The organism is Pararobbsia alpina, from assembly GCF_965118125.1.
Taxonomy (GTDB): domain Bacteria; phylum Pseudomonadota; class Gammaproteobacteria; order Burkholderiales; family Burkholderiaceae; genus Pararobbsia; species Pararobbsia alpina_A.
On sequence record NZ_OZ221287.1, the window covers coordinates 3,306,985 to 3,329,938 of the forward strand.

Consider the following 22,954-nt stretch of genomic DNA (forward strand, 5'->3'; position numbering starts at 1 on the left):
GGAGCGCATCGCGCACGCCGTTGATCCGGCCCGTCAGGCCCCTGCCCGCCGCATGGCAGACAGGTGTCGAATCAGGAGCCGCGCATGACTAGCCCCATCACCTTTCATCGCCCTGTCGAACAGCTGCTCGACACCATGCTCGTCGAGGACCCGGTCGACCAGGTCTACCGCGTGAACCGCGCAGCGTTCACAGACGCCACGTTGTTCGATCTCGAGATGACGCATATCTTCGAGCGCAACTGGATCTATCTCGCTCACGAGAGCCAGATTCCGAACCCGAATGACTACTTCACGACGTATATCGGGCGGCAGCCGATCGTCATCACGCGCAACAAGCAAGGCGAGCTCAATGCGCTGATCAACGCGTGCTCGCATCGCGGCGCCATGCTGTGCCGTCACAAACGCGGCAACAAGTCGAGTTTCACCTGCCCGTTTCACGGCTGGACGTTCGGCAACAGCGGCAAGTTGCTCAAGGTCAAGGACCCGGCCGAAGCGGGCTACCCCGCAAGCTTCAATCGCGACGGCAGCCACGATCTCGCCCGCGTTGCGCGCTTCGAGAGCTATCGCGGCTTCCTGTTCGGCAGCCTCAACGCCGACGTGCCGCCGCTCGTCGAACACCTCGGCGAGGCCGCAAAGATCATCGACATGATCGTCGACCAGTCGCCCGACGGCCTCGAGGTCCTGCGCGGTGCATCGACGTATGTCTACGACGGCAACTGGAAACTCCAGACGGAGAACGGTGCAGACGGCTACCACGTGAGTTCGGTGCACTGGAATTACGCGGCCACAACGGGACGTCGCAAAAGCACCGCCGAAGGCGACAACGTGCGCGCGATGGACGCATCGAAGTGGGCCAAGCAAGGCGGCGGCTTTTATTCGTTCGAACACGGGCACCTGCTGCTCTGGAGCAAATGGTCGAACCCCGAGGACCGGCCGGCGTTTTCGCGTCGCGACGAGCTTGTTGCCGCGTACGGCGAGTCGCGCGCCGACTGGATGATCGGCAACTCGCGCAATCTGTGCCTCTACCCGAACGTGTATCTGATGGATCAGTTCAGTTCCCAGATTCGTGTGCTGCGCCCGATCTCGGTCGACAAGACCGAAGTGACGATCTACTGCATCGCGCCGCGCAATGAATCTGCCGAAGCGCGTGCGCACCGGATCCGGCAATACGAAGATTTCTTCAATGCGAGCGGCATGGCTACGCCTGACGATCTCGAAGAATTCCGCGCGTGCCAGCAAGGCTATGCCGCATCGGCGCTGCCGTGGAATGACATGTGCCGGGGCGCGACGCATTGGGTCGACGGGCCCGACGACGCCGCGAAGCAGATCGGGCTCAATCCGAAAATGAGCGGCGTGAAGACCGAAGACGAAGGACTGTTTGCCGTGCAGCACCGTTACTGGCTCGACACGATGCGCGCCGCTGCGGCATTCGAGCGCCACACGCCCAGGGTGGCAAGTGCCCCGCCTGACGCATGCGACGCGCATGCCGACACCCTTGGCGATGGCGATGCGTTGCCAGTCGCCAACTGCACTCACGAGGAGTCCCATCATGGCCTTTGATCTCGAACAAGTGCGTGCGTTTCTCTACCGCGAAGCACGGTTGCTTGACGACAAGCAATGGGACGAGTGGCTCACGTGCTACGCGCCCGACGCGGTGTTCTGGATGCCCGCCTGGGATGACGACGGCAGCCTGACTGTCGACCCCGAGCGCGAAATCTCGCTGATCTATTACGGCAGCCGTCAGGGCCTCGAAGACCGCGTCTTCCGGATCAAGACCGAACGTTCGAGCGCGAGCACGCCCGAACCGCGCACGGCGCACCAGATTTCCAACGTCGAGTTGATTGGCAGCGACGTCGAGCGCGATCGTCACACGGTGCGATTCAACTGGCACACGCTCAGCTATCGCTACAAGACGACCGACAGCTATTTCGGCACCTCCGAGTATGAGATCGAGACCTCGGATGGCACGCCGAAAATCAAGCGCAAGCAGGTCGTGCTCAAGAACGACTACATCCATCACGTCATTGATGTGTATCACATCTAGTTTCGTATGAATGCGACGCGGACGTCGTCCGCGGCGCGGCGCACCGACACTGTGCGTCCGTTGCCCGTCGCCATACCTGCCTTTCACACAGACACCGCTTCGCGCCGACCGTCGAGTCGCGTCGCCCGGGCGGCCAAGCATCGAGGTTTGCCATGAATCATTCCATCGCGCTCCAGTTCGAAGACGGCACCACGCGTTTTATCGACTGTGCAGAAGACGAAACGCTGGCCGATGCGGCCTATCGCCAGGGTGTCAACGTGCCGCTCGATTGCCGCGACGGTGCCTGCGGCACGTGCAAGGGGCATTGCGAGTCGGGACGCTACGACGGCGGTAGCTATATCGAAGATGCATTGAGTGACGACGAAGCGCGCGACGGGTTTGTGCTTGCGTGCCAGATGCGCCCGAAGAGCGACTGCGTGGTGCGAATTGCCGCATCGGCGGCCGCGTGCAAGACCGGCGTCAGCGAAGTCCGCGGCACGCTGCAATCCCTGAATCGCGATACCGCAACGACACTGACGTTCTCGATTGCACTCGAAGGCGAACGCGCGCTCGACTTTCTGCCAGGCCAATATGCGAACGTCACGATCCCAGGTAGCGACGAAACCCGTGCGTATTCCTTCAGTTCACCGCCGGGAGCGTCGCACGTGAGTTTCCTCGTGCGCGATGTGCCCGACGGCAAAATGAGCCGCTACCTTCGGCATGAAGCCGCGCTCGCTACGTCGATGCAATTCAAGGGCCCGTTCGGCAGCTTCTACTTGCGTGAGGTCAAGCGTCCGGTCGTGATGCTTGCAGGCGGAACCGGCCTCGCGCCGTTTCTGTCGATGCTGGCCTCTCTTGCTGCACGCGAAGAGACGCAGCCGATCCATCTGGTCTATGGCGTGACAAACGACGCCGATCTCGTCGGAATCGACGAGATCGAACGGTTCGCTGCGCAGCTTCCCAACTTTACGTACTCGACCTGTGTGGCGAGCGACGCAAGCGCGCATCCACGCAAAGGCTATGTGACCGCGCATCTGCCGTCCACCGCCTTGCACGACGGCAACGTTGACATTTACGTCTGTGGTCCGCCGCCGATGGTCGAGGCCGTGCGCCACTGGCTCAAATCGAATCAGATCGAGCCCGCGAATTTCTACTTCGAGAAGTTCGCGCCGAGCACCGTGGGAGTCGAAGCATGAGCGCTACGCCGGTCACCCAAAAGGTCAGCACAACGCCCGTACACGAATCAGCAGGGTCTTTGCGCCGTCCCGGACGCTTTGACGATCAGGTTGTGATCGTGACAGGCGCCGCACAAGGCATCGGCGAAGGCGTCGCGCGCGCGATCGGCGCGGAGGGCGGCATCGTCGTCGCCGTGGATCGGTCGCCCATCGTGCATGAAATCGCGGACGCCATCCAGAAGGGCAAAGGCAATGCACGGTCGATGACCGCCGATCTCGAGCACTACGACGGCGCTGCACAGGTCACGGAGTTCGCGCTCGATACATTCGGACGCGTCGATATCCTGATCAACAACGTCGGCGGCACGATCTGGGCGAAACCGTACGAGCACTACGAGATCGACCAGATCGAAGCGGAAATCCGGCGATCGTTGTTCCCCACACTCTGGTGCTGCCGTGCGGTATTGCCGTCGATGATCGAACGCCGGTCGGGCGTGATCGTCAACGTGTCGTCGGTGGCGACGCGCGGCGTGCACCGCGTGCCGTATTCAGCCGCCAAGGGCGGCGTCAATGCACTCACCGCCTCGCTCGCATTCGAGCACGCGAAGCACGGCATTCGCGTCAATGCAGTCGCACCGGGCGGCACCGAGGCCCCGCCCCGACGCGTGGCACGTGGCGATGCACCCGCCAGCGAACAGGAACGCACGTGGTATCAGGGAGTCGTCGACCAGACCGTCGAATCGAGCCTCATGCATCGATACGGCACGATTGCAGAGCAGGTCGAGCCGATTCTGTTCCTTGCATCGAGTGCCGCGTCGTACGTGACGGGGACGGTAGTCCCGGTGGCCGGTGGCGATTTGGGTTAAACGGAGGTCGATGTCGCGCCGGGAGGCTGATCCCTGATCAGTCGCGTCATCTCAAACTACCGCAATGCGCGCAGCGACCGAATTTCGTGCCTGCGGTGAAGCGCGCATTTGATGTGATTTTGATGTTTCTGCGCGCCCGCTGCCGGCGCGCACGGCGATATCCTCGTCTCCACGACAAGACGAATCCGGAGACGCCATGAAACACGGGAGCCTGAACCCGCAGCCAGCGCATGCAGTCTGGTATAGCGACGCTGACTGCAAGCTCGACGATTTCGTCGCGGCGCTCGCGCCCGGCGATGCCGAGCAGCGCCTTCACTACGCCGCAAGCGTTGAGCGGGGCGTCCCTGTGTATGACTGCCCTGCATTGCGCGGCACGTTGCGTGTCGCGAGCGAACGCGCGGCGCTGCTCGCCGAATGGGTCGACGTCATGCTGCACGGTGCGGGCGTGCTCGTGCTACGTGCTGCTTATGAAGACACCGCGGTGATCGATGCCGCGACGGCGATATTCGAATCCATCGTCGTGCAAGAGCGCGAATCCGGTGCCAGCGGCGCGGACCACTTTGCCAAGGCGGGCGCGAACGACCGGATCTGGAATGCACTCGAGAAGCTCTGCATGCTCGAGCCGGATGTTTTTGCGCGCTACTACGCAAACCCGTTTATCGCGGCGATCTCGGAAGCATGGCTCGGCCCGCACTACCAGATGACGTCGCAGATCAACGTCGTGCGTCCTGGCGGCGCGGCGCAGCAGGCACACCGCGACTATCACCTCGGCTTCCAGACCAACGAAGAAGCACTGCGCTACCCCGCGCACGTGCACACGATGTCACCGTTGCTGACATTGCAAGGCGCGGTCGCTCACGGCGACATGCCCGTCGAAAGCGGTCCGACCAAATTGCTGCCGTTCTCGCAACGTTACGCACCGGGCTACCTCGCATGGCGGCGCCCCGAATTCCGAGCGCATTTTGAAGCGCACTGTGTGCAGCTTCCGCTTCAAAAAGGCGATGCCGTGTTTTTTAATCCCGCCCTCTTTCACGCCGCGGGAGACAATCGCACCGCAGATATCTCGCGCATGGCCAATTTGCTTCAAGTGTCGTCCGCCTATGGCCGCGCGATGGAAACCGTCGATCGCACGCGCATGTCGATCGCGCTCTATCCTGTGCTGCGCACACTACGTGCGAGCGGAGCGCTTGACGTCGACGAGGTCGGCGCGGCCATCGCATCGTGTGCTGAAGGTTACCCGTTCCCCACGAATCTCGACACGGATCCGCCCGTCGGCGGACTCGCTCCCGAGAGTCAACAACAGCTCATGCGACGCGCGATCGACGAAGCGTGGAGTGAAATGGCGTTTTGCGATGCGGTGCGCGCGCAGCAGCGCAAACGTCAGAGTATTTGACGATTTTCAACGCCTGCTGCGTCGTATTTTTGCGTTCGCTGACGAGAATCGCGGCCGCCCCTATCTCGCAGCGTGCACTCGCTTACCGCAAAGCCCGCACGTGTTCACGCGGATACCTCGATTCGCTTGCGAGCGCCTGTTTTCAAGGCTCCGACGACGCTTTGGCGTGGTCAAAAACGACGCAAGATTGTCGGGTCGTTACGTGGGGAAGGCCACACACCGCACGTGCAAATGCGCGCATGATGAATTGCCGCATCCGTCGCCACACGTTGCCGCAGATTGCCTTGTCCATGCACAAGATTGTGCGATTGCCCGATTCAACACGCGTCGTTTCTCGGACGCTCGGGCACACGCCGATCGACTCGCCGTTCGATGCATGCTGGCCCGATCACGGGCATGCCTGGACAACCTGACAGCGTTTTCCGACTGATGCGCCGGGCTTGCAGTAGCGTCGCGCGACGTTGCATCGCGCACACTATCCGCTCGCCGGCCCGGTTGTCGATGCACTCATAAGCGGGCCATCACAGAGCCTTCGTGCACCGTCGCCGGAATGACATGATCGATTCGGGGAAGAACGCTCATGATCTCTTACGCGAACGACGACATCGTTGTCGACCACCAGCGAATGTCGGACACGGCTGAAGCCGGCCGTGCACGGGTCACCCTGACGCTTGTCTCGATGGCGAGCCTGCTCGCTTGCGCATTCAGCGCAACGAGTGCGATCGAACTCGGGTCGTCAACCCACCCCTACACGTACGACAAGGCGGGGCGGGAATCCTTTGGCCGCATTGCCACGTTGCATGCGGGCACGACGATGCGTGCGGAAACGCTTGCGCGTATCGAATGCATGGCGGACACGTGTCAGTCGCTCGCCGGACCGATCGTGCGAATTGCCGTGCCGCCGCTGCCGGCCGATCCCTCTGTCGTGCCCCATCTGCCGTTGTCGCCGATGCCTCCATCGGCGCAGCCTCCGGCTGACGCTCACACAGCGATGCTCGTCACGGCGCTCGATGCGGCCGATGACGACGACGCCGACGTGCCCCCGCCCCTGCCGGCAGCGGGCTTCAATCCCGCAGTCACGGCGGCGAACGTTGCACCGTTGCCCGCGCCGCCGCGCTATGGCAAGTTCGCGCACTACGTCGAGGTCACGCTGCCTTCGGAAGGGCCCTGGTTTCCGTTGCCGAGTGTTGCGCTCGACACGCAGCCGGTGTCGCATCCGGTGCGCGCTACTGTGGCGCTCGATCCGTCGACTGAGGGTGGTTAGCGGGGCACTATTGCTGAACGCGCTCGACGCGGAACGCATCGCTCCAAGCGAGCAGATCGCGCGCTCGAGCGGATGTCACATCACCGCCCTCTTCCGCCACGTTGAAGACGCCCCCGTCCGCATAGCGCAACGCGAGTAATGCGGCATGTGCTGCCGCCTCGACGTGAACAGACCCGGGGCCCGGTGCGACATCGGCTCCCGTGCCTGGGCCGTAAAAGCGGCCATAGCGCAGCACTGTGCCGACCATCGGAGATTCGAGCACGGCGCGTTCAAGTGCGATCACGCCGTTGACCGTCACCGAACGCGGCGCGGCCGCTTCCGTATCGAGCGGCTGGGTTTCGTCGTAGGGCACGGTGCCCGGTCGATACGCCCATGCAACGCTTTGCGCAATGATCCGCCGTGCACCTGCGCCGACAGCGGCCGCGACAAGATTGCGCGTCCCTTCGTCGCGTATCCGGGCGTTCTCGATCAATGCAGCGGGCATTCTGGCCGGATCCAGCCCGGGAGGCAGTGCGGTCAACTGGTGAATGACGGCGTACGGTTTCGCCGCCCCGATCGCCTCGTTCAATGCGTTTGGATCGAATACATCGACAACGACTGGAACGACGCCCTGTGCAGCGAGTCGCTCCGCGCGCTGCGCGTGACGCGTGGTGCCGTAGACCCGATAGCCATGGGCGACCAGCATGGGCGCCAGTATCTGTCCAACCGCACCCGACGCACCTGCAAGGAATACTGTCTGCACCATCCGAGCCTCTCGTTATGTTTTCTCCATCGTTACATATCGGTGCGCGGTCGGCCCATGTGAGTGGACGCCAGTTACCGGATAGCGGGCGACGGTCCGATTCCGTCGTCGATGGCGAATCCAGCATACGACCGGGTTGGTCTTCCAGACATAGCCATTTCGTGCGAAAACGAGGTAACCGCTATAGGAATCACCTGGTGGGCATACCGATTGAGCGGACCGTGTTACGCCGGTGCAGCTGGGTGCTGGGTGCTGGGTGCTGGGTGCTGGGTGCTGGGTGCTCAGCTTAGGCTTAGGCTTAGGCTTCGCATTGAAATGCCTCACTGGCCGGTCGCACCTGGATGCGAAACCTTGTCGATAACCTTCCCGATCAACTTGTCTCCAACGTAATGCGGACCATCGAACAAGTAGACGGTATAGCCGCGATACGTTTCAAGTTGCGGCACTAGCTCATCTGCCGTGGCCGCTCGGAAACCGCCTCCGGGATTCGGGCGGAACGCCTCGGCAATGATGCGCACGCGAGACCGGCCGAGCTTCGTCGAGAGCGCATCGGCATAGTCCCGCGAAACACGGGGTTCACGTGCGTATTCGCCGACGCCGTCTTGAAGCAATACGCCCACATCGGGAGGCAGCCACCCGGCCAGCCATTCGGCAAGCGGCATGCCTCCGATATTGGCGCGGTCGTACACGCTGATCCAAAGTGGCCGTGGCAGCGCATCCAGCACCGCGCGCAGTGCGTGCGCATCGGTCCAAGTCGGATCGACTTCGACGGGAAAGTACCAACCTGCGATATGCACGGGCGGCGGAGACTTCGCCAGCGCGCGCGACTCGGCGAGCAATTCGACCGCACCCTCGCGCGCCGACTTCTCATCGAATCGCCCCGCCAGGCCCACGATCACGCTGCGCGCCCACGGCTCGTTTGCAATCCGGCTCCAGTCGGGTTGCCGAGGTGCCGATGCGAGATTCGTCCCCTGAGTGAAGGCTTGTCCGTCGACGGCGGTCCACTGTACGAGCAGCTCGTGCGCGCCGAGCCGATCCCACGCCCCTCGCGGATCGCTATGCGCGTTGTCCGGCTGCCAGACGATGCCGTCGACGAGATGCACCGATGCGCCCTGTGCCTGTGCCTGTGCCTGTGCCGGCCGCAACATGGCGACGCATAGCGCGATCGCACATGCGGCCTGGGCAGCGGACAAAACCTTGTTCACGCTCACATCCATCGAAGCTACCAGGAGTACACCGCGCCGAAGAACACGCCACGTGCACGCTCATCACCTGCGATGCGGAACCGGTATTCGAGCGACACGTCGACGAATGAGCGCGGCGTGTCGTACCGGTCGCCGCGGAACCAGTAGCGTGTCGATACGCCCGCTCCGATACCAAGGGGCACACTATGGTCGATCGTCGAATCATAGTCCGCACCCAGCACAGCATGAGGAAAGACCGTCAGGTTCGGGCTGATCGACGGGACATCATACGTGCGCCCGAAACGCAGCGTCGCGGTGCCATACGTCGACGGATGCTCGATATAGTGGCCAACCTCCGCGTAAGCCACCCCGGTCCACCAGCTCGGCACATCGTGCCGCAGCGCTGTACCGAACCCGTCAGACCACGCGGCGCGCGCGAGCCAGTCGCCACGAGCGTCGGCGCCGATCGGCACAATGCGTTCAAACGCGAAGATCGCGTTGACCGTCGCGAACGGTTTGACCCGTGCACCGAACGCCGCTTCAGACGTGCTCGCGCCGGACGGCCCGCCTCCCTTTACACCGAAGCTCTCGTAGGCGCGCGCATAGACCTGGAAGTCGGGGCCGCCAAGGTAGCCCAACGGGCGCCACCAGACCTCGGCTCCGGTTTGCCAGTTGTTCGCGGCACCCGGCACCGGACTCGGCTCAAAACCCGCTTGCGTCCCACCCTGCCGATAGTTGACCGACGCGTCGAAGCCCCAGTTTCGAGTCGCCTCAGCGTGCGCCGCGCGAGCATCGTCGATCGCCGAACTGCGACGATCATGCGTATCTGTGCCGGAGCCGGCCGCGGCACCTGCGTTACTGCCTATGCCCGAAGCAACGCCGGGGTCTTCGTTCGCGCCCTCGCCCGACGCCGTTGACGTGTCGCTCGCCGACGTTTTCCCCTGCGCAGGCACTTCCTGGGCGTAGGACCCGTCGTTTGCTGCCGTACCCGTCGCCTCCATATGGTCGATCGCGCGTTCGAGCCACGCGGCGCCTTGCTCGTTGTGATGGCTACGAATCGCGGCGTAGCCCGCGTCGGCATACGACGACGCGGGCATTTGCCCTGCCTTGTCCGCCGCTTCAAAATGCTCGACGGCGAGCCGGTCATCTCCCGCACGTTGGGCAATAAACGCGGCCTGCATGTCGGTCATGCCGTCGAGCTGCCCTTGAGCGATCAGGTCACGCGCTTGCGCGGCTGCCTCCTGCGCGTCGCCCTCAGTACTCAGTGCGTCGATCAGGGCGAGCCGATGCTGCGCGTCGTCCGGTGCCTCGGCGACCGCGCGACGGGCCGCGTCGACAGCGGCCTGATGGTCTCCGCGAGCCGTCGCGAGTCGGGCTTCACGTGCTGCTTCGAATCCCGGATCTCCCGCGTACACGTCGCACGACGCACCGTTGTCGTCGGCCCGGCAGTCGAACACGGGGCGCAAGCGCGGGTCGATCGAAGCTGCGGCATTGATAGCGGCAGTGGCGGCAGCAGCCGCAGCGTGTCGCGCGCGATAACGACGCACGGCGATTATGGCGTCTGTATCGTCGTTAACTGGAGGCATCCCGTCGAGCAGCGAAAGCGCTGCGTCTTGCCGACCTTCGCCCGTCCAGATGTCGGCGACGATGGCACGCGCGACGCGGGCATCGCGACGTGTGACGCTGCCCTCCGACGATTCAAGTGCTTTGACGGCGTCCGCTTGCGCGCCGTCCTGATCGCCGATTGCCGTGCGTGAGTATGCGCGCAAGGACCATGCGAGCGCATCATGCGCATCGAGTGCCGTCATCGCGAAAGCCGGCCCCTCAGCCTCGGCAAACTCGCCCTGCTCAAATAGCAGCGAGACCAACTGCAATTGAACGCTGCGTCGATCGGGCGCAAAGCGTACAGCCTCTCGCGACAGTTCGGTCGCCTTCGGCAGATCGCCGCGACCACGCGCATCCTCAGCATCGCGCGACAAGCCATCGGCAATGCGCGCGCCGAGATACGTGCGCCGCGTCCGCAAGGGTTCGCTGTCGCCGAACTGGCGCGTCGCGTCAACGATCTGCGCATACGCGTCGAGATCGCGGTGTTCTGCGCTCAGCGCATCGATCAACAGATAACGTAGTCGTTCAACATCCGGCGCTTTGTCGATGGCTGCGCGGATGTCGCGTATCGACGCGTCGTAGTCGCCTCGCGCGTATTCGCTGTATGCGGAGCGAGCCATAGTGAAGGCCGGGCCATGGATATCGCCGAGATCACTGCCCCCTCCGACACCCGAGGCGAAAGCCGTACCGATCTGGTGACGACGATCGACCAGCGCATGTCGCGGCCCTAGCTTGGCGATGGCCACGTCGAGTACGTGCTCTGCATCACTGCGCCGCCCTTGTGCGGCAAGCGCGTTCGCAAGCAGCACGCGAAGCTCAACTACATCAGGCCGCTGACGGATCGCTTCGCGAGCGAGCGCGGCGGACTGCGCGTACTCGTGCGCTCCGTAAGCATCGTAGGCTCGCTGCGCCACGCCATACGCTGCGCCCGCGAGCGGCAATGGGAGATCCTCGTCAGCACGCGCCGCTGACATATGCAACACGATCGAGAACACACTCGCCGCACAGAGGCACGTCGCGAGGATCGAGCGCCATCGAGGCGCGCTATTCCTTCGCATTGTGCCCTGCTCGCGTTGACGACGTTTCGGCGTTCGAGACGTCCGAGTCCGACGCCGCCGTGTCTGAGGCTTCGGTATTTGCACCTGCAGCCGCGCTCGCCGCAGTCGACGCCGCATTCGCTGCATTCGCTGCATTCGGCACGCGCAACGGCATCGTTCCGCCGATCGGACGCCAGCGCGCTTCGTGCTCGCGCTCGAGTCGTGCCTGTTGCGTCAGCGCGCGCTCGAGTGCCTCCGCCGGAATGGCACCGCGTGCAACGAGGTAGTCCCCGATACGGCCATCCTCGTCGGGCTTATAGGTCGAGAGCGCTTGTTCAAATACGGCGCGCGTGACGAGCCGCATTTCGATCAGCAAGTCACCGAGCAGTGGCACTCCGCGGAACGCGACAACCGTTGGCATTGCGCGCGCCGAATCCGGCGCCAGGGCTTCGCTCGTGGCTGCATTGGTGGCTGCAGTCGCCGCTTCACCCGGCGATTCGCCAGTCGGCGCCTCGAACGCGCCGCCACCCGCAGGGACGACGGCCGCCGGCACTTCGACGTCACGCAACACGCGCAACCCCGACGCCACCTCGCTCTCCCGAACGATTTTCACGGCGACCGTATGGCCGGTCATGGCACGAAGCTGCGCGAGCAATCGGTCTTCGGGCTGACTCGCAGCAACGACGATCGCGTGTCCGTGTTCGTCGACCCCTTGCGGCAGCACCCGGTTGCGCACGAGCACATCGATCGGCAGGCCCGCTGCGCTGTCGCGCAGCTTGACCGCATCGAACGTGCCGCGCGGCAAGTCCGCCTGAAACGCCATCGCCTCGGCCAGCGTTTCCTCGTCGAGCCAGCCGCGCGCCATCAGTACACGACCCAGCGGTGCATTGCGCGCGTGCTCATCCTCGAGCGCGATGGCGAGCTTGCGTTCATCGATGGCTTGCCAGGACAGCAGCAATTCGCCAAGGTTTTGCCGCGTGTTGCGCAGCCCGTCCGCGCTGGGAAAGTCGTGCATCGTCTTGTCCCACGCGAGCCGCTTGCCCGTCACGACGTGCACGATAAACAAACGCCACGCACGCGACACCGCAAGAAAATTCACGCAATTCCCGATCACGAGTCGCGGCACCGACAAGACCCCATGTTCCCAGCCATAGAGACGCGTCGTGAAAATCACGCGCTGCACGGCGCGTAACGACAGCGAGACGAAATTCGCAGCGAGCAGCCACTGCGTCCAGGTGGAATCGATAAACGGCGACGGGAAAAGATCGGGTGCCACGCCGACGAGCGAAGCGAGTGCAAACAGCAGGAACTGGACGACGAGCACATACGCCAGCATGCTGACAAACGCGGTGATCGTGCCCTTGCGATCGCGCAAAAGCAGATAGCGATTGGCGATCGAACCGCTCCATCCCGTGAACTGCCATCCCTGCAAGCCGATACCCAGTGTCCAGCGTGCACGCTGTCGCGTCGCCGCGCGCCATGTGTCCGGGAAGTACTCACGCACGCATAAGGGCATCGTGATCCGTACCTCGCGTTCAGGCCCCCAACCGAACCACGCGCGCCGACGTGTCGAAAACTGCACGGGAAACCGTGGAAAAATCGACTGCATGCCGAGCTTCGCGATGCGCGTGCCGACGTCGTAGTCTTCGGTCAGGCTGTCGGGATTGAACGGCTGGCTTTTTGTCGCGTCGACGAGCGCAAGCATGGCCCGGCGCGAAAAGCACGTCCCGGTGCCGGCCGACGGCACGTAGCCCGCGAGGCTCTCGCGTACGACGAGATCCTTCGCATGCCATTCAGCGAACTCGTCCATATAGGTACCTGCGACAAGTTCATACCAGTCGCGCTCGAGCGACGCGACCGGCAACTGAATCATGTCCTTGCGCGGCAGCAGGTAGTTGAAGAACTTGAGTTCGATCGGATGCAGCACGTCTTCGCTATCGTGCATCACCACGCCCGCGAACTCGATCCCGGCTTCGAACTCATAGCGGAAGACGGCCTGCACAACCCAGTTCAGACAATCAGCCTTGCAGGTCGGGCCATCATGCGGGACTTCGACACGATGCAGATGCTTGTAGCGATGCCGCATGCGTTCGACTTCCGCGATCGTCGGCGCATCGTTCTGATACGTGCCCACGAAGATCGTATAAGCGCGGTAGTCGAGCACCCGCACCATGTCTTCGATCATCGACGAGATCACATCGTGCTCGTGCCACGCGGGAATCATGATCGCGAGCGGCTGTTCGGGGCGCTCGTAAAGCTGTTCGACGCGCAGCGGCGCGTGACGTCGCTCGACGGTGACACGCCGCACGAACGCCCGGGTCCAGTACCACGCGTCGATAAACAGATCGTCGACGCTCGATATCAGGATCAACACAGCAACGATCGTCGCGACATGTTCAAGCGCGGTGTAGTAATCGGCGACGAACAGCGCGCCATACCACCGGATCAGCGCGAGCATCACGGCGTGTCCCGATGTTTGCGACGCGTATGGCGTGCCGCGATGACCACGATGATCAGCAACACGAGCAGAGCCGCGGGAATGGCCCACCGCATCCAGTGGCGCGTCACCCATTGCACGCTTGACCCGCTCTGTGCATCCGCATCGGCCAGATCATCGGGGTGCACCGTGTCGAAGTGACGAAGCTCTCCGCTCGCGTCGACGATCGAAATATCGCCGCGCGAGAGCTGCAGGCGATCGGTCAGCACAGGTTCGTCTCCCGTCGAGCGATAGACGATGCCGGCTTGCTCGCCTGAACGCGCGACACTCAGCACCGCGACGCGACGCAATCCGGAGACATCGATCAGCCGATCGCCCGACTCGGACGTCAGCGCGAGATGATCCCGCGTGAAGACCGCGTGATCCTTCTCGTCGTCGAGTCCGACATCCGCGGCGAGGAAAGCGCCGTCCGGCTTCGCCGTACCGCCGTTTGGAATCACGGAGAACGAGGCGAGCAGCGACGCGACGCCAGTGGCACCCGACAGGGTCGCCACACGCGGCACGCTATGCAGCGCGTCGTCGAGATAGGCCTGCGGCACGATCACCTGGGCCGCCGATGCATAACGCATGGCCATGCCGACGAAATCGTCCTGCGGCGTTCCGGATGCCAGCCTTAGAAAACTGCTGGGCAGCACGGCGACCGGATAGGACTGTCGAGCCTGACAACCGGCATCGGGCTGCCGCCGGAATGTGGCGCGCAAGGTGTTGGTGCGCGCGAGCGCATAGCGAGGAATGGGCACGTCGATGCGCTGACGCTTGCCGTCGACGTTGAGCAGCTTCGCGCCGATCATCACGTCATTCATATAGACGGTCGCGCTTGCACCGCCGTTCGACAACGTCGGGGACGCGGCGAGATCGAGCACGACATCAGCCGGCAACTTCCCGTTGGCCGAGGCCGCAGCCATATCGAAGCGCGCTTCCCATGACGCCGTGTCGTGCACGTCGACACTGCGCGGCTCGCCACCGAGATCGGACAGACGGATCATGTCGCCCGTCGTGCGTGCCCCCGGGCCGGCTTCGTGAACGACCAGCCGGTTCGAGACATCGATCGGCCGCCATCCTTGCGCAAGCACGGCCAGGCCGCGGTTGTCGCCCACGACGATGACCGTACGCGTGCCGTAGTGCACTAGCCGCACCTCGCCCGTGGCGAGCGGCGCGACAACAGGGTCGATGGAACGATGGCGCCAGTCGTCAAACGCCGTGAGGGCATCGGGGGCCGCAGCGGCGATCTGTGCGCGCAACGCGTCGAGCGATGAATGAATCGACGTGCGCATGGCGTCGTCGACCACCATCACGTCGGGTCCGAAGATCGTGTGCGGCGCCAGTGCGATCAAAGCGCCCGCTTGTGCCGGGTCTGCGATCCTGCTGCCTTGAGCGCTCAGCGCACGCGCAATGGCATCGAATGCCGGAATCACGCGCAAGGCTGGCGGCACGCTCGCGTTCGCGCCGCTGCCGTCGTTCGACGTGGTCGTGCCACCCGCGATCGCCTCCCCTACCGAAGGCACCGCCTGCACCACAGGTTGCTTGCTGTCGCGCTCAAGCAAAGCGCTGACGCGCCACGCCGTGTCATACGTTGCGGCCTGCAAGCGGGTCGACGCGATCGCCACGACGGGTTCGTGAGGGAGCGCACTCCATGCCGTGCGCAGATCGCGGACGTCGGCAGGATTGAATCGATAGGTCAGCCGCGTCGACGGATCGATGCGCAGGACGTTGCCGATCGCGGTCTGGTCCGTGCAAACGTTGTCGTTAATGACCGATGCGTAACCGATCCCCACACGCACGTAGCCCGAATCGCGAGCAGCACCGTCGACACCGACATTGGCCGCAGCCGTGCCGTCGGCTTGCGTGAATGAACGTGCGAGCACGGGGGATCCGTCGAGCGACACGAGCATCGTCGTGCGACCGCCGTCGCCACGCACATACCCGCCGTTCAGCTGCAACGTTGCGTCGGAAATCGGCACGCCCGCGGGTACCGGCAGAAAGAATTCTCGCGTTGTATCGGGCGCGTTGAGCGTGACGCTCGTATGAATGCCAAGCTCCTCGAGCGACACCACACGTGTTTGTATGGCGTCGCGCCCCAGTTGCGAGAAAGCGTCGGACACGTCGCTTTGCGGGGCCGCCCAGACCGGTGATGACGCGAGGCTTGCAGCTGCAAGCACCACGGCCGTATGCGTCAGTCTGCGTTGCAGCCTGAGTGCGAAGGTCGCGCGCATTGTGAGTCGATCAAGAATTTCGCGCGATGTGTGACTACGCCAGATACGCATAAGGTCGTGTTTTTTCGTCAGAAGATTCGATGGCTCAACAAGTGAGGCGTGACAGCAGGGAACAACGAATGACGACAAACAGCGTGCCGCGGGAAGGTCAGGTCACTCAGGCAGCGCGTACTGTCTCGCGCACGTCGAACTCTTCAAATGCGCGACCGGCCAGCGCTGCAACGATCCGCGCCGACGCTTGACCATCGCCGTAAGGATTGACACGTCGCGCATACGCCGCCCGGGATTGCGGGTTGTCAACGAGCTCGATCACTGCGTCGAAAATGGATTGCCGCTGCGTGCCTACAAGCCTGGCTGTACCGGCCTCGACGGCTTCAGGCCGCTCCGTGACGTCACGCATGACGAGCACCGGTTTTCCAAGCGCCGGCGCCTCTTCCTGCACGCCGCCCGAGTCCGTCAAAACGATCGCCGCACGCTGCAGAAGACGCATGAAGCCCATGTAGTTCTGCGGCGCAATCAGGTGCACGTTCGGTATGCCATGGAGCACGCGTCTGACGGTCTCTTGCACGTTCGGATTCAGGTGCACCGGATAGACGATCTGCACCTCGCGCGCATGGGCGATATCCGCCAGCGCCGCGCAGATCTGTTCGAATCCGCGACCGAAGCTCTCGCGGCGATGCCCGGTCACCAGAATCAGCGGCTGGCCCGGGTGAATGAAGGCAATGCGCTCATCGAGCGACGTCCGCAACACCGCGCTCGCGTCGATTCGCGACGTGGCGAGCTTGAGCGCATCAATCACGGTATTGCCGGTGACGACTGTCTTCCCCGGCAGTTGCTCCCGTGCGAGGTTGGCGGCCGCGACGTGAGTGGGCGCAAACCGCAGGTCGCTGAGCATGTCGACGACGCGGCGATTCATTTCTTCGGGCCAGGGTTGGCGCAGATTGCCAGTGCGCAATCCGGCTTCGACATGCGCGACCGGAATGCGCCGATGAAATGCAGCCAGCGCGGCGGCTGACGCCGTCGTCGTGTCGCCGTGGACAAGCACGCGATCGGGGCGCGCATCCGCAAGCACATCGTCGAGCGAATGCAGCACACGCGAAGCGAGCGCGTTTAGCGACTGGTTTTCCGTCATCACGTCGAGGTCGTACTCGGCCGTGATATCGAATACATCGAGCACCTGCTGCAACATGCGCCGATGCTGTCCCGTGAGGCAGACCATCGCTTCGATCGCAGGCTCCTCGCGGAGCGCACGAACCAGCGGAGCCATCTTGATTGCCTCAGGCCTCGTCCCGAAAATCGATAAAACCCTCATGGGTCACCGCGTGTTTAAATTCTTCGTTGAAAAAATTTAAGCACGCCGGATTTTATTCTCGTAAATCGAAAATTGTAAAAAATCTTTATCCGGAAAATGATTCGTCGTAACAAATCCTGTCTCAAACACTCGTTTGGGCGTTATTTCCACCTCTGCCCAGAACAAAAGATCGACATGACGATATGGGCACTGGAGGCAGAAGAATTTTCCGGTGAAGCCAATCTGCGCAGGGTGATTCACCGCGCGCGAGCAAATTATTTGCCGTCACGCACGAATGCGCTGAATCCGAACCTTCTCGTTGGTCCTCGATGAATCGGTAGAACGATGCCATTCCGCGTCTGAAATCCGCGTTTTATCGGCGGCTGGCGTCGCGATTTAAATATATTTAGACGACTGACCAAAAAACCATCAGCAATCGACGAAAGCCGTTTGAAACGATCACATCTGAATGATGTGCTGCGTTTCAATATATTGGGAAATACGTCGGTGAAAATCAAATGAGATCGCGCTGTGCGCAAACCACGAGACGGCGTCGAAGGGCGAACTGACGGGAGGTAAAAGGAGATAACCGACAGAGAAAACAGCGAGGAAGCGATGCGCGGCAGGAGGGGCTCGAACCCCCGACCTACGGCTTAGAAGGCCGTTGCTCTATCCAGCTGAGCTACTGCCGCATCGGAATCACGTCGTACCAAACTCGCCATCAGTCACGCTTACAACGCGCACGACAGCGAGTCCGCGATTCTACACGTAAGCCGACACGCGCTCGACAACCGGGCGCGTGTCGCGCATCACGCGAGTTCGGGGTGCAGGAAGAACCAGCCCAGGCACAGGATGCCCGCGATCATGCAGTACACACCAAAGGTCGTCAGTCGGCCGCGACCTTCGAAATACTTCATCAGGAACGTAATGCTCAGCAGGGCTGCGACAAACGTCAGTGCGCCGCCGAGCAGCGCGTCCATCAGCTGCGCGTGGTTATGCAGCAGCTTCGGCAACTCGAGTACGCCAGCCGCGAGAATGATCGGCGTGCCGAGCAGGAACGAGAACTCCGCTGCCTTCTCTGCCGACAGGCCCACGCGTGCACCGGCGATCATGGTCAGGCCGCTACGCGAGAAACCCGGAATCAGCGCGCCGATCTGCGCGATGCCGACAAATGCTGCCTGGCCGAATGTCAGGCGCGTAGGCGACGACAGCAGACGCGACGCCGTGCGGCGCTGGATCTTGTCGCCCAGCCACAGCAGCACACCGTTGACGACCAGCGCCGCCGCGACGATACGCATGTCGTGAAAGAGGCTTTCGATCTTCTTCTCGAGCAGCAGGCCAATCAGACCGGCGGGGATCGTACCAATGATCAGCGCCCAGGCCATATGACCGTCTTCGCCGCCGCGGCCCGCGAGCGAACCAAAGAAACCGCGCACCAGCGAGATCCAGCGCTTCCCGAAGTACAGCAGCAGCGCGAGCGCAGTACCCAGATGGAGGGCGACAAGAAACGGAATCAACTGCGGCGCGTGTTTGTCCAGGTGCATGCCGAACAGCGCCGGCACGAGCAACGTATGGCCCAGGCTGCTGACCGGAAACAGTTCGGTCACGCCTTGCAGGACGCTCAGGAAAAGCAGGAATGCGAGAGTCACGCGACGGTCCTCAATGAAGATGGATCGACCCGATGGATCGACGATTAAAGTTCAAAAAACAACACCCTGACATCGCTTGAAAGCATCGTTGCAATGCAGCACGCCAGGGTCAGGGTGCGCACGATTATGCCCGCCGGTGCCGCACCCGCCAAGCGCGTGGCAGCCGCGTGGCGTCGAACCTGCGATACCTGAAAAGCTTCAGTGTCCGATACGCCGCTGCACGCGCAACCCGACACGTCGACCGACGATGCGAGTTGCAACCTCGTGACCACCGTGCAGACGATCCGGCGTGTTTGGCGAACCGACAACGGAGCCAACTCGCCTGAATGCCGCGCCACGCCTTCGAATCGCGAAAAATATCCGAGCGCAACGGGCGTGAACGTCAAGTTGTGGATGCGCTACAGCCCCAAAATCTCCCGCACGCGTCGCGCGGCATTCACGGCAAAATACGCGTCATCTTGTGGCACGGACACTTCTGCCACAGCCTTTTGAGTCGTATTTCCAGGCTGCGCCGCCCGCCACGACGGGCTCAGGACGCGGACAGATCGGCCGCCGCATCGATCGTTCGACTCAAGGTGCTCAAAGACAATGCTACGGGGAAGTTGCTAGCCCGCTCCAATGAGAGCGGGCTTTTTTTTGGCTCCCGCGTTGGCGCGTTTTTGCGTCGCCTTCGGGTTGGCGTCGAGCGGCTTTTGGTCGGCTCCTCGGCCCTCCCCTGAATTCACATCACTTTCGGCTCGCCTTCAGCCCACTATTTGGGGTCGGCTTATCCACCGCGCGATCGCACGCCCTTCGCGCCGCCCGCACTGCAACTCGCGCTCAATCCTAAAAGGTGCAACCACGTTCGAGCGGACAGAATGTCGCTTCGCGCCGCCAGCGCGGGTGCAGCATCGCCAGGCGCGACGCCCGCCGGTATCGCCGGTATGCTTGTCACGCTTCCCGCGCCGCCCTTGCTGCGCACGCGCGGTTCAACCTCCACCGGACTTCATCGCGATGACTTTTCAGGGCCACGACATCATCGAACTCTCGCTTGACGGCAGCCACCTGCGCGCCGCGCCGCAAATCGGCGCTCGTTTGCTGACGTGGCAGGTCGGTGGGCACGATCTGATCCATTGGCCCGCCGATGCGGACTGGTCGCATCCGGCAAAGGTGCGCGGTGGGAACCCCCTGCTGTTTCCGTTCCTTGGCCGGCATCGTGTCGACGGGGAAATCGGCAAATGGCGCGATCACGACGGGAACGTCTATGCCCTGCCCGCGCATGGCTTCGCACGCGACTCGGTGTTTGCGGTCACCGCGAACACGACGAGCCCCAAGCCAAGTGTCACCATGACGCTGACAGACTCGCCGGCCACGCGCGCCGTGTATCCGTTCGCGTTCAGTTTCTCGGCCGTCTTCACGCTGCTGTCGGCCGATACGCTCGAGGTATCGCTCGTGACCGAAAATCGCGGTGACACTCCGATGCCCTATTACGCGGGTCACCACTTCTACTTCGTTTTGCCGCACGACTTGCGTGCCGGCACGACGATTGACTTGCCGCCGACGACTCGCCGCTTCCATCAACCCGACGGTGCATTGAGCGCGCCGGAGCCGGGCGAGCGCCGCTACACGCTCGACGAAGCACGCATTCAGGATCGCTTCCACGTGATCGATGCGGTGCCGAACGCGGATCGCACCGTCAGCGTGCGCACCCCCGCGCTGGGCCGCACGATCGAGTTCGATCTGCGTGATTCGCCGGCGCCGTGGTACGCAGTGACCACATGGACCGAGAACGAGCAATCGGACTTCTTCTGCGTCGAACCGTGGCTCGGACTGCCCGACGCGATCCACAACGGCACCGGTCTGCGCTGGGTCGCACCCGGAGCCACGGAGACGGCGACGCTGCGCCTGACCGCGCGGTTCGACTAAGCGACGCGATCGCCGCGAAACGGCTGGCTCAATGCGCATGCCGCGTTGAGCACTTCAAGTCGCGCACGCTTTGGCGACGCCCCCCTTTGTGCACCGCTCCCTCGCTGTTCAATGAATTGAGATAGCGTCCCGACCGGTAGAATCGGACCTTTCGAATAACGATGCCGTACCGAGTGCGGCGTCCGTGCTGTCGATAATGAGAACGAGGGTTTTGCGGGGAATCGCACGCGCATCGACGCTTGCGATGCTGAGTCTTGTCGCCGCCTGCGGTTCGGCGCCTGTCGGCCCGGGCTATTACCGCGTCGAGCGCGGCGACACGCTGTCGCATATCGCGGAGCGTAATCACACGTCGGTGGCGGCCATCGCGCGCTGGAACAATCTGTCGAATCCGAACGATATCGACGTCGGACAGGTGTTGCGCGTCGCGCCGCCCGGCGGTGCGACGACCGCGCGGACAACAGGCGGCTCGTCTTCCGGAGCGGACACCTCAGGCTCGCGCCCGCCTTCGTCTCGCTCGAGTCAATCGAATGCGTCGAACGGCTCGCCCGGCGCATCGTCGACTTATGCACCCAAACCTCCTCCAGCCAGTGCGCAAATCTCGCTGATTTGGCCTGCAAGCGGCCCCGTCATTGCGAATTTCGGCCCCAACGGCAACAAGGGCATCGATATTGCTGGTCCGGATGGCGCGCCGGTTGCTGCGGCGGCGAGCGGCACGGTCGTCTACGCCGGCGACCGGCTTCGCGGCTATGGCATGTTGTTGATCATCAAGCACAACGCCGATTTTCTGACGGCGTATGCGCACAATCGTGCTCTTCTCGTTCGCGAAGGCGAAACGGTCAAACAAGGGCAAAAGATTGCAGAAATGGGCAACACGGACGCCGACCGCACGGAGCTGCATTTCGAGCTTCGTTACCAGGGCTCGTCGATCGACCCGACGCGCTATCTGCCACCGCGCTAGCCCGCGCACGCACTCGTTGAGATCGTTAAGAGTCGCGCGCATCGGCATAGAGCGCGCGGCCTTTCAGATCACTCGCAACGAGAGCGTCAGATGACAACCATTCGAAAGCATTCCTTCAAGGCCGATACGGACTCGTTTCGCGCACCGCCCAGGTTGCCCACGTCGAAGCGCGCCTTCGTCGCGGTGTCGGTCACGACGTCCGGCATTGCATCGATCTGTGCACTCGGCTTTGCACTGCTCGCCGCGGGCTGCAGCACCACCTCGATGAACCGCACCTATCTGCCCAGCGGCGATGTGGGCTTTACGATCAACTGCAGCGGCGACTCGTCGGACTCCAACTGGGGCGAGTGCTACAAGAAGGCCGGCGAGGCCTGCGGCAACTACGGCTATGACGTGATCTCGAAGGATCAGGACAATGGCGCTGCCGGTGGCACGCTAGCAGGCGTCTTCTCCGCCAACGTCAAAAACCGCTCGCTCGTCGTGAAGTGCAAGCAGTGACCCGTCCGGTGGCACTCTCGTAACGGTCCCTCTTAGCTGTCCCCTTAGTGGGTTCTGCGCGGGATCGCTACCGGCGGTGCCTTCGAGGCTTCATTCGGAAACGTCGCACAAGAAATACATCCGACACATTGCGCCGGGAATATTCCGCATCGGAAAGGCGTTTAAGGCCAGAGAGCTTTAAGAGCTGCTTAAGCCAGATTGAGCACCCTCTTGAAATCTCCATGGACTGCCCTGATATGGGCAGACAAGTGCTACACCGCGCACGGTCGTAACCGGACGACACAACTTCGCAACATCTTGTAGCCTGCGAGCCGACGCGCTCAGGCAAGATGGCGACTCGTTTGAATTCGTTCGATTTTCTGCGACCTTGCATCCGTCGCAGGCGCGCATGGCGCGCCGGTGCAGAAAGAAGAACGCTTTGTAAAAGGTCACGATCATGCCGCGTTTGTTGAGCCCGCACGAACTCGCCACACTGCTGATCCTGCTGCATTCGCCGGCAGGCGTCGCACAAACCAGCCCGCATCTCGAAGCGCTGCGCGCAGAGAGCCTGGTTGAAGCCGTCCGCGTTGCGGACTGCAATGATTGCTCGGAATACCGTCTGACAGATGAAGGCAGCGCGGTTTTGCGTCGACTCGGCGCCGCGTAAGCTGCAGT

At 62.8% G+C, this 22,954-nt stretch carries 17 protein-coding genes and 1 tRNA gene; 10 read left to right on the forward strand and 8 right to left on the reverse strand.

What is annotated here, in order from left to right:
• Positions 1 to 84 precede the first annotated feature (84 nt).
• The 6 genes from benA to ACMFWR_RS14330 all read left to right on the forward strand — a co-directional run bounded on the left by benA (position 85) and on the right by ACMFWR_RS14330 (position 6,721).
• Positions 85 to 1,560 carry a benzoate 1,2-dioxygenase large subunit gene (gene benA, locus ACMFWR_RS14305; protein WP_413192290.1) on the forward strand — a complete coding sequence of 492 codons (1,476 nt, stop codon included), beginning with the start codon at positions 85 to 87 and terminating at the stop codon, positions 1,558 to 1,560.
• Positions 1,550 to 2,044, forward strand: a complete 495-nt coding sequence (gene benB, locus ACMFWR_RS14310) for a benzoate 1,2-dioxygenase small subunit (RefSeq protein WP_413192291.1) — start codon at positions 1,550 to 1,552, stop codon at positions 2,042 to 2,044. Before benA ends, benB begins: the two co-directional genes overlap by 11 nt.
• 152 nt (positions 2,045 to 2,196) lie before the next feature.
• Positions 2,197 to 3,219: a benzoate 1,2-dioxygenase electron transfer component BenC gene (benC, locus tag ACMFWR_RS14315; protein WP_413192292.1), complete on the forward strand. Its 1,023-nt coding sequence runs from the start codon at positions 2,197 to 2,199 to the stop codon at positions 3,217 to 3,219.
• 59 nt (positions 3,220 to 3,278) lie between these two features.
• Positions 3,279 to 4,064 carry a 1,6-dihydroxycyclohexa-2,4-diene-1-carboxylate dehydrogenase gene (locus ACMFWR_RS14320; RefSeq protein ID WP_413194905.1) on the forward strand — a complete coding sequence of 262 codons (786 nt, stop codon included), beginning with the start codon at positions 3,279 to 3,281 and terminating at the stop codon, positions 4,062 to 4,064.
• Positions 4,065 to 4,260: 196 nt separating this feature from the next.
• The gene (locus tag ACMFWR_RS14325; RefSeq protein WP_413192293.1) at positions 4,261 to 5,457 is read left to right on the forward strand and encodes a phytanoyl-CoA dioxygenase family protein; all 1,197 of its coding nucleotides are present in this window, start codon (positions 4,261 to 4,263) and stop codon (positions 5,455 to 5,457) included.
• Positions 5,458 to 6,037: 580 nt separating this feature from the next.
• Positions 6,038 to 6,721, forward strand: coding sequence for a hypothetical protein (locus tag ACMFWR_RS14330; protein WP_413192294.1), 684 nt, complete (start codon positions 6,038 to 6,040; stop codon positions 6,719 to 6,721).
• Positions 6,722 to 6,728: 7 nt separating this feature from the next.
• Here the strand turns inward: ACMFWR_RS14330 and ACMFWR_RS14335 are convergent, their stop codons facing one another.
• From ACMFWR_RS14335 to ACMFWR_RS14370, 8 genes are all read right to left on the reverse strand, one after another.
• Positions 6,729 to 7,466: an NAD(P)H-binding protein gene (locus ACMFWR_RS14335; protein ID WP_413192295.1), complete on the reverse strand. Its 738-nt coding sequence runs from the start codon at positions 7,464 to 7,466 to the stop codon at positions 6,729 to 6,731.
• A gap of 317 nt (positions 7,467 to 7,783) precedes the next feature.
• A complete protein-coding gene (locus ACMFWR_RS14340; protein WP_413194906.1) occupies positions 7,784 to 8,611 on the reverse strand; it encodes a hypothetical protein in 828 nt (275 codons plus the stop codon).
• A 74-nt stretch (positions 8,612 to 8,685) separates the two neighbouring features.
• A complete protein-coding gene (locus tag ACMFWR_RS14345) occupies positions 8,686 to 11,310 on the reverse strand; it encodes an NfrA family protein (protein WP_413192296.1) in 2,625 nt (874 codons plus the stop codon).
• A complete protein-coding gene (locus ACMFWR_RS14350) occupies positions 11,297 to 13,750 on the reverse strand; it encodes a glycosyl transferase family protein (protein ID WP_413192297.1) in 2,454 nt (817 codons plus the stop codon). Before ACMFWR_RS14350 ends, ACMFWR_RS14345 begins: the two co-directional genes overlap by 14 nt.
• On the reverse strand, positions 13,747 to 15,999 hold the full coding sequence (locus tag ACMFWR_RS14355) for a cellulose synthase (protein ID WP_413192298.1): 2,253 nt from the start codon (positions 15,997 to 15,999) through the stop codon (positions 13,747 to 13,749). Before ACMFWR_RS14355 ends, ACMFWR_RS14350 begins: the two co-directional genes overlap by 4 nt.
• A gap of 157 nt (positions 16,000 to 16,156) precedes the next feature.
• Complete coding sequence (wecB, locus tag ACMFWR_RS14360; protein WP_413192299.1) at positions 16,157 to 17,266, reverse strand: non-hydrolyzing UDP-N-acetylglucosamine 2-epimerase; 1,110 nt, start codon at positions 17,264 to 17,266, stop codon at positions 16,157 to 16,159.
• A gap of 642 nt (positions 17,267 to 17,908) precedes the next feature.
• A tRNA-Arg gene (locus tag ACMFWR_RS14365) sits at positions 17,909 to 17,982 on the reverse strand.
• 117 nt (positions 17,983 to 18,099) lie between these two features.
• Complete coding sequence (locus ACMFWR_RS14370; protein ID WP_413192300.1) at positions 18,100 to 18,939, reverse strand: undecaprenyl-diphosphate phosphatase; 840 nt, start codon at positions 18,937 to 18,939, stop codon at positions 18,100 to 18,102.
• Positions 18,940 to 19,932: 993 nt separating this feature from the next.
• Here ACMFWR_RS14370 and ACMFWR_RS14375 point away from each other — a divergent pair.
• From ACMFWR_RS14375 to ACMFWR_RS14390, 4 genes are all read left to right on the forward strand, one after another.
• Entirely contained in the window at positions 19,933 to 20,844 is a 912-nt protein-coding gene (locus ACMFWR_RS14375) for an aldose epimerase (RefSeq protein ID WP_413192301.1), read from the forward strand.
• Between the two features lie 244 nt (positions 20,845 to 21,088).
• Positions 21,089 to 21,802 (forward strand): peptidoglycan DD-metalloendopeptidase family protein, encoded by a 714-nt coding sequence (locus ACMFWR_RS14380; protein WP_413192302.1) that lies wholly within the window; start codon positions 21,089 to 21,091, stop codon positions 21,800 to 21,802.
• Between the two features lie 183 nt (positions 21,803 to 21,985).
• Positions 21,986 to 22,300, forward strand: coding sequence for a hypothetical protein (locus ACMFWR_RS14385; RefSeq protein WP_413194907.1), 315 nt, complete (start codon positions 21,986 to 21,988; stop codon positions 22,298 to 22,300).
• Between the two features lie 436 nt (positions 22,301 to 22,736).
• Positions 22,737 to 22,946 carry a hypothetical protein gene (locus ACMFWR_RS14390; RefSeq protein WP_413192303.1) on the forward strand — a complete coding sequence of 70 codons (210 nt, stop codon included), beginning with the start codon at positions 22,737 to 22,739 and terminating at the stop codon, positions 22,944 to 22,946.
• The last annotated feature ends 8 nt before the right edge of the window (positions 22,947 to 22,954 follow it).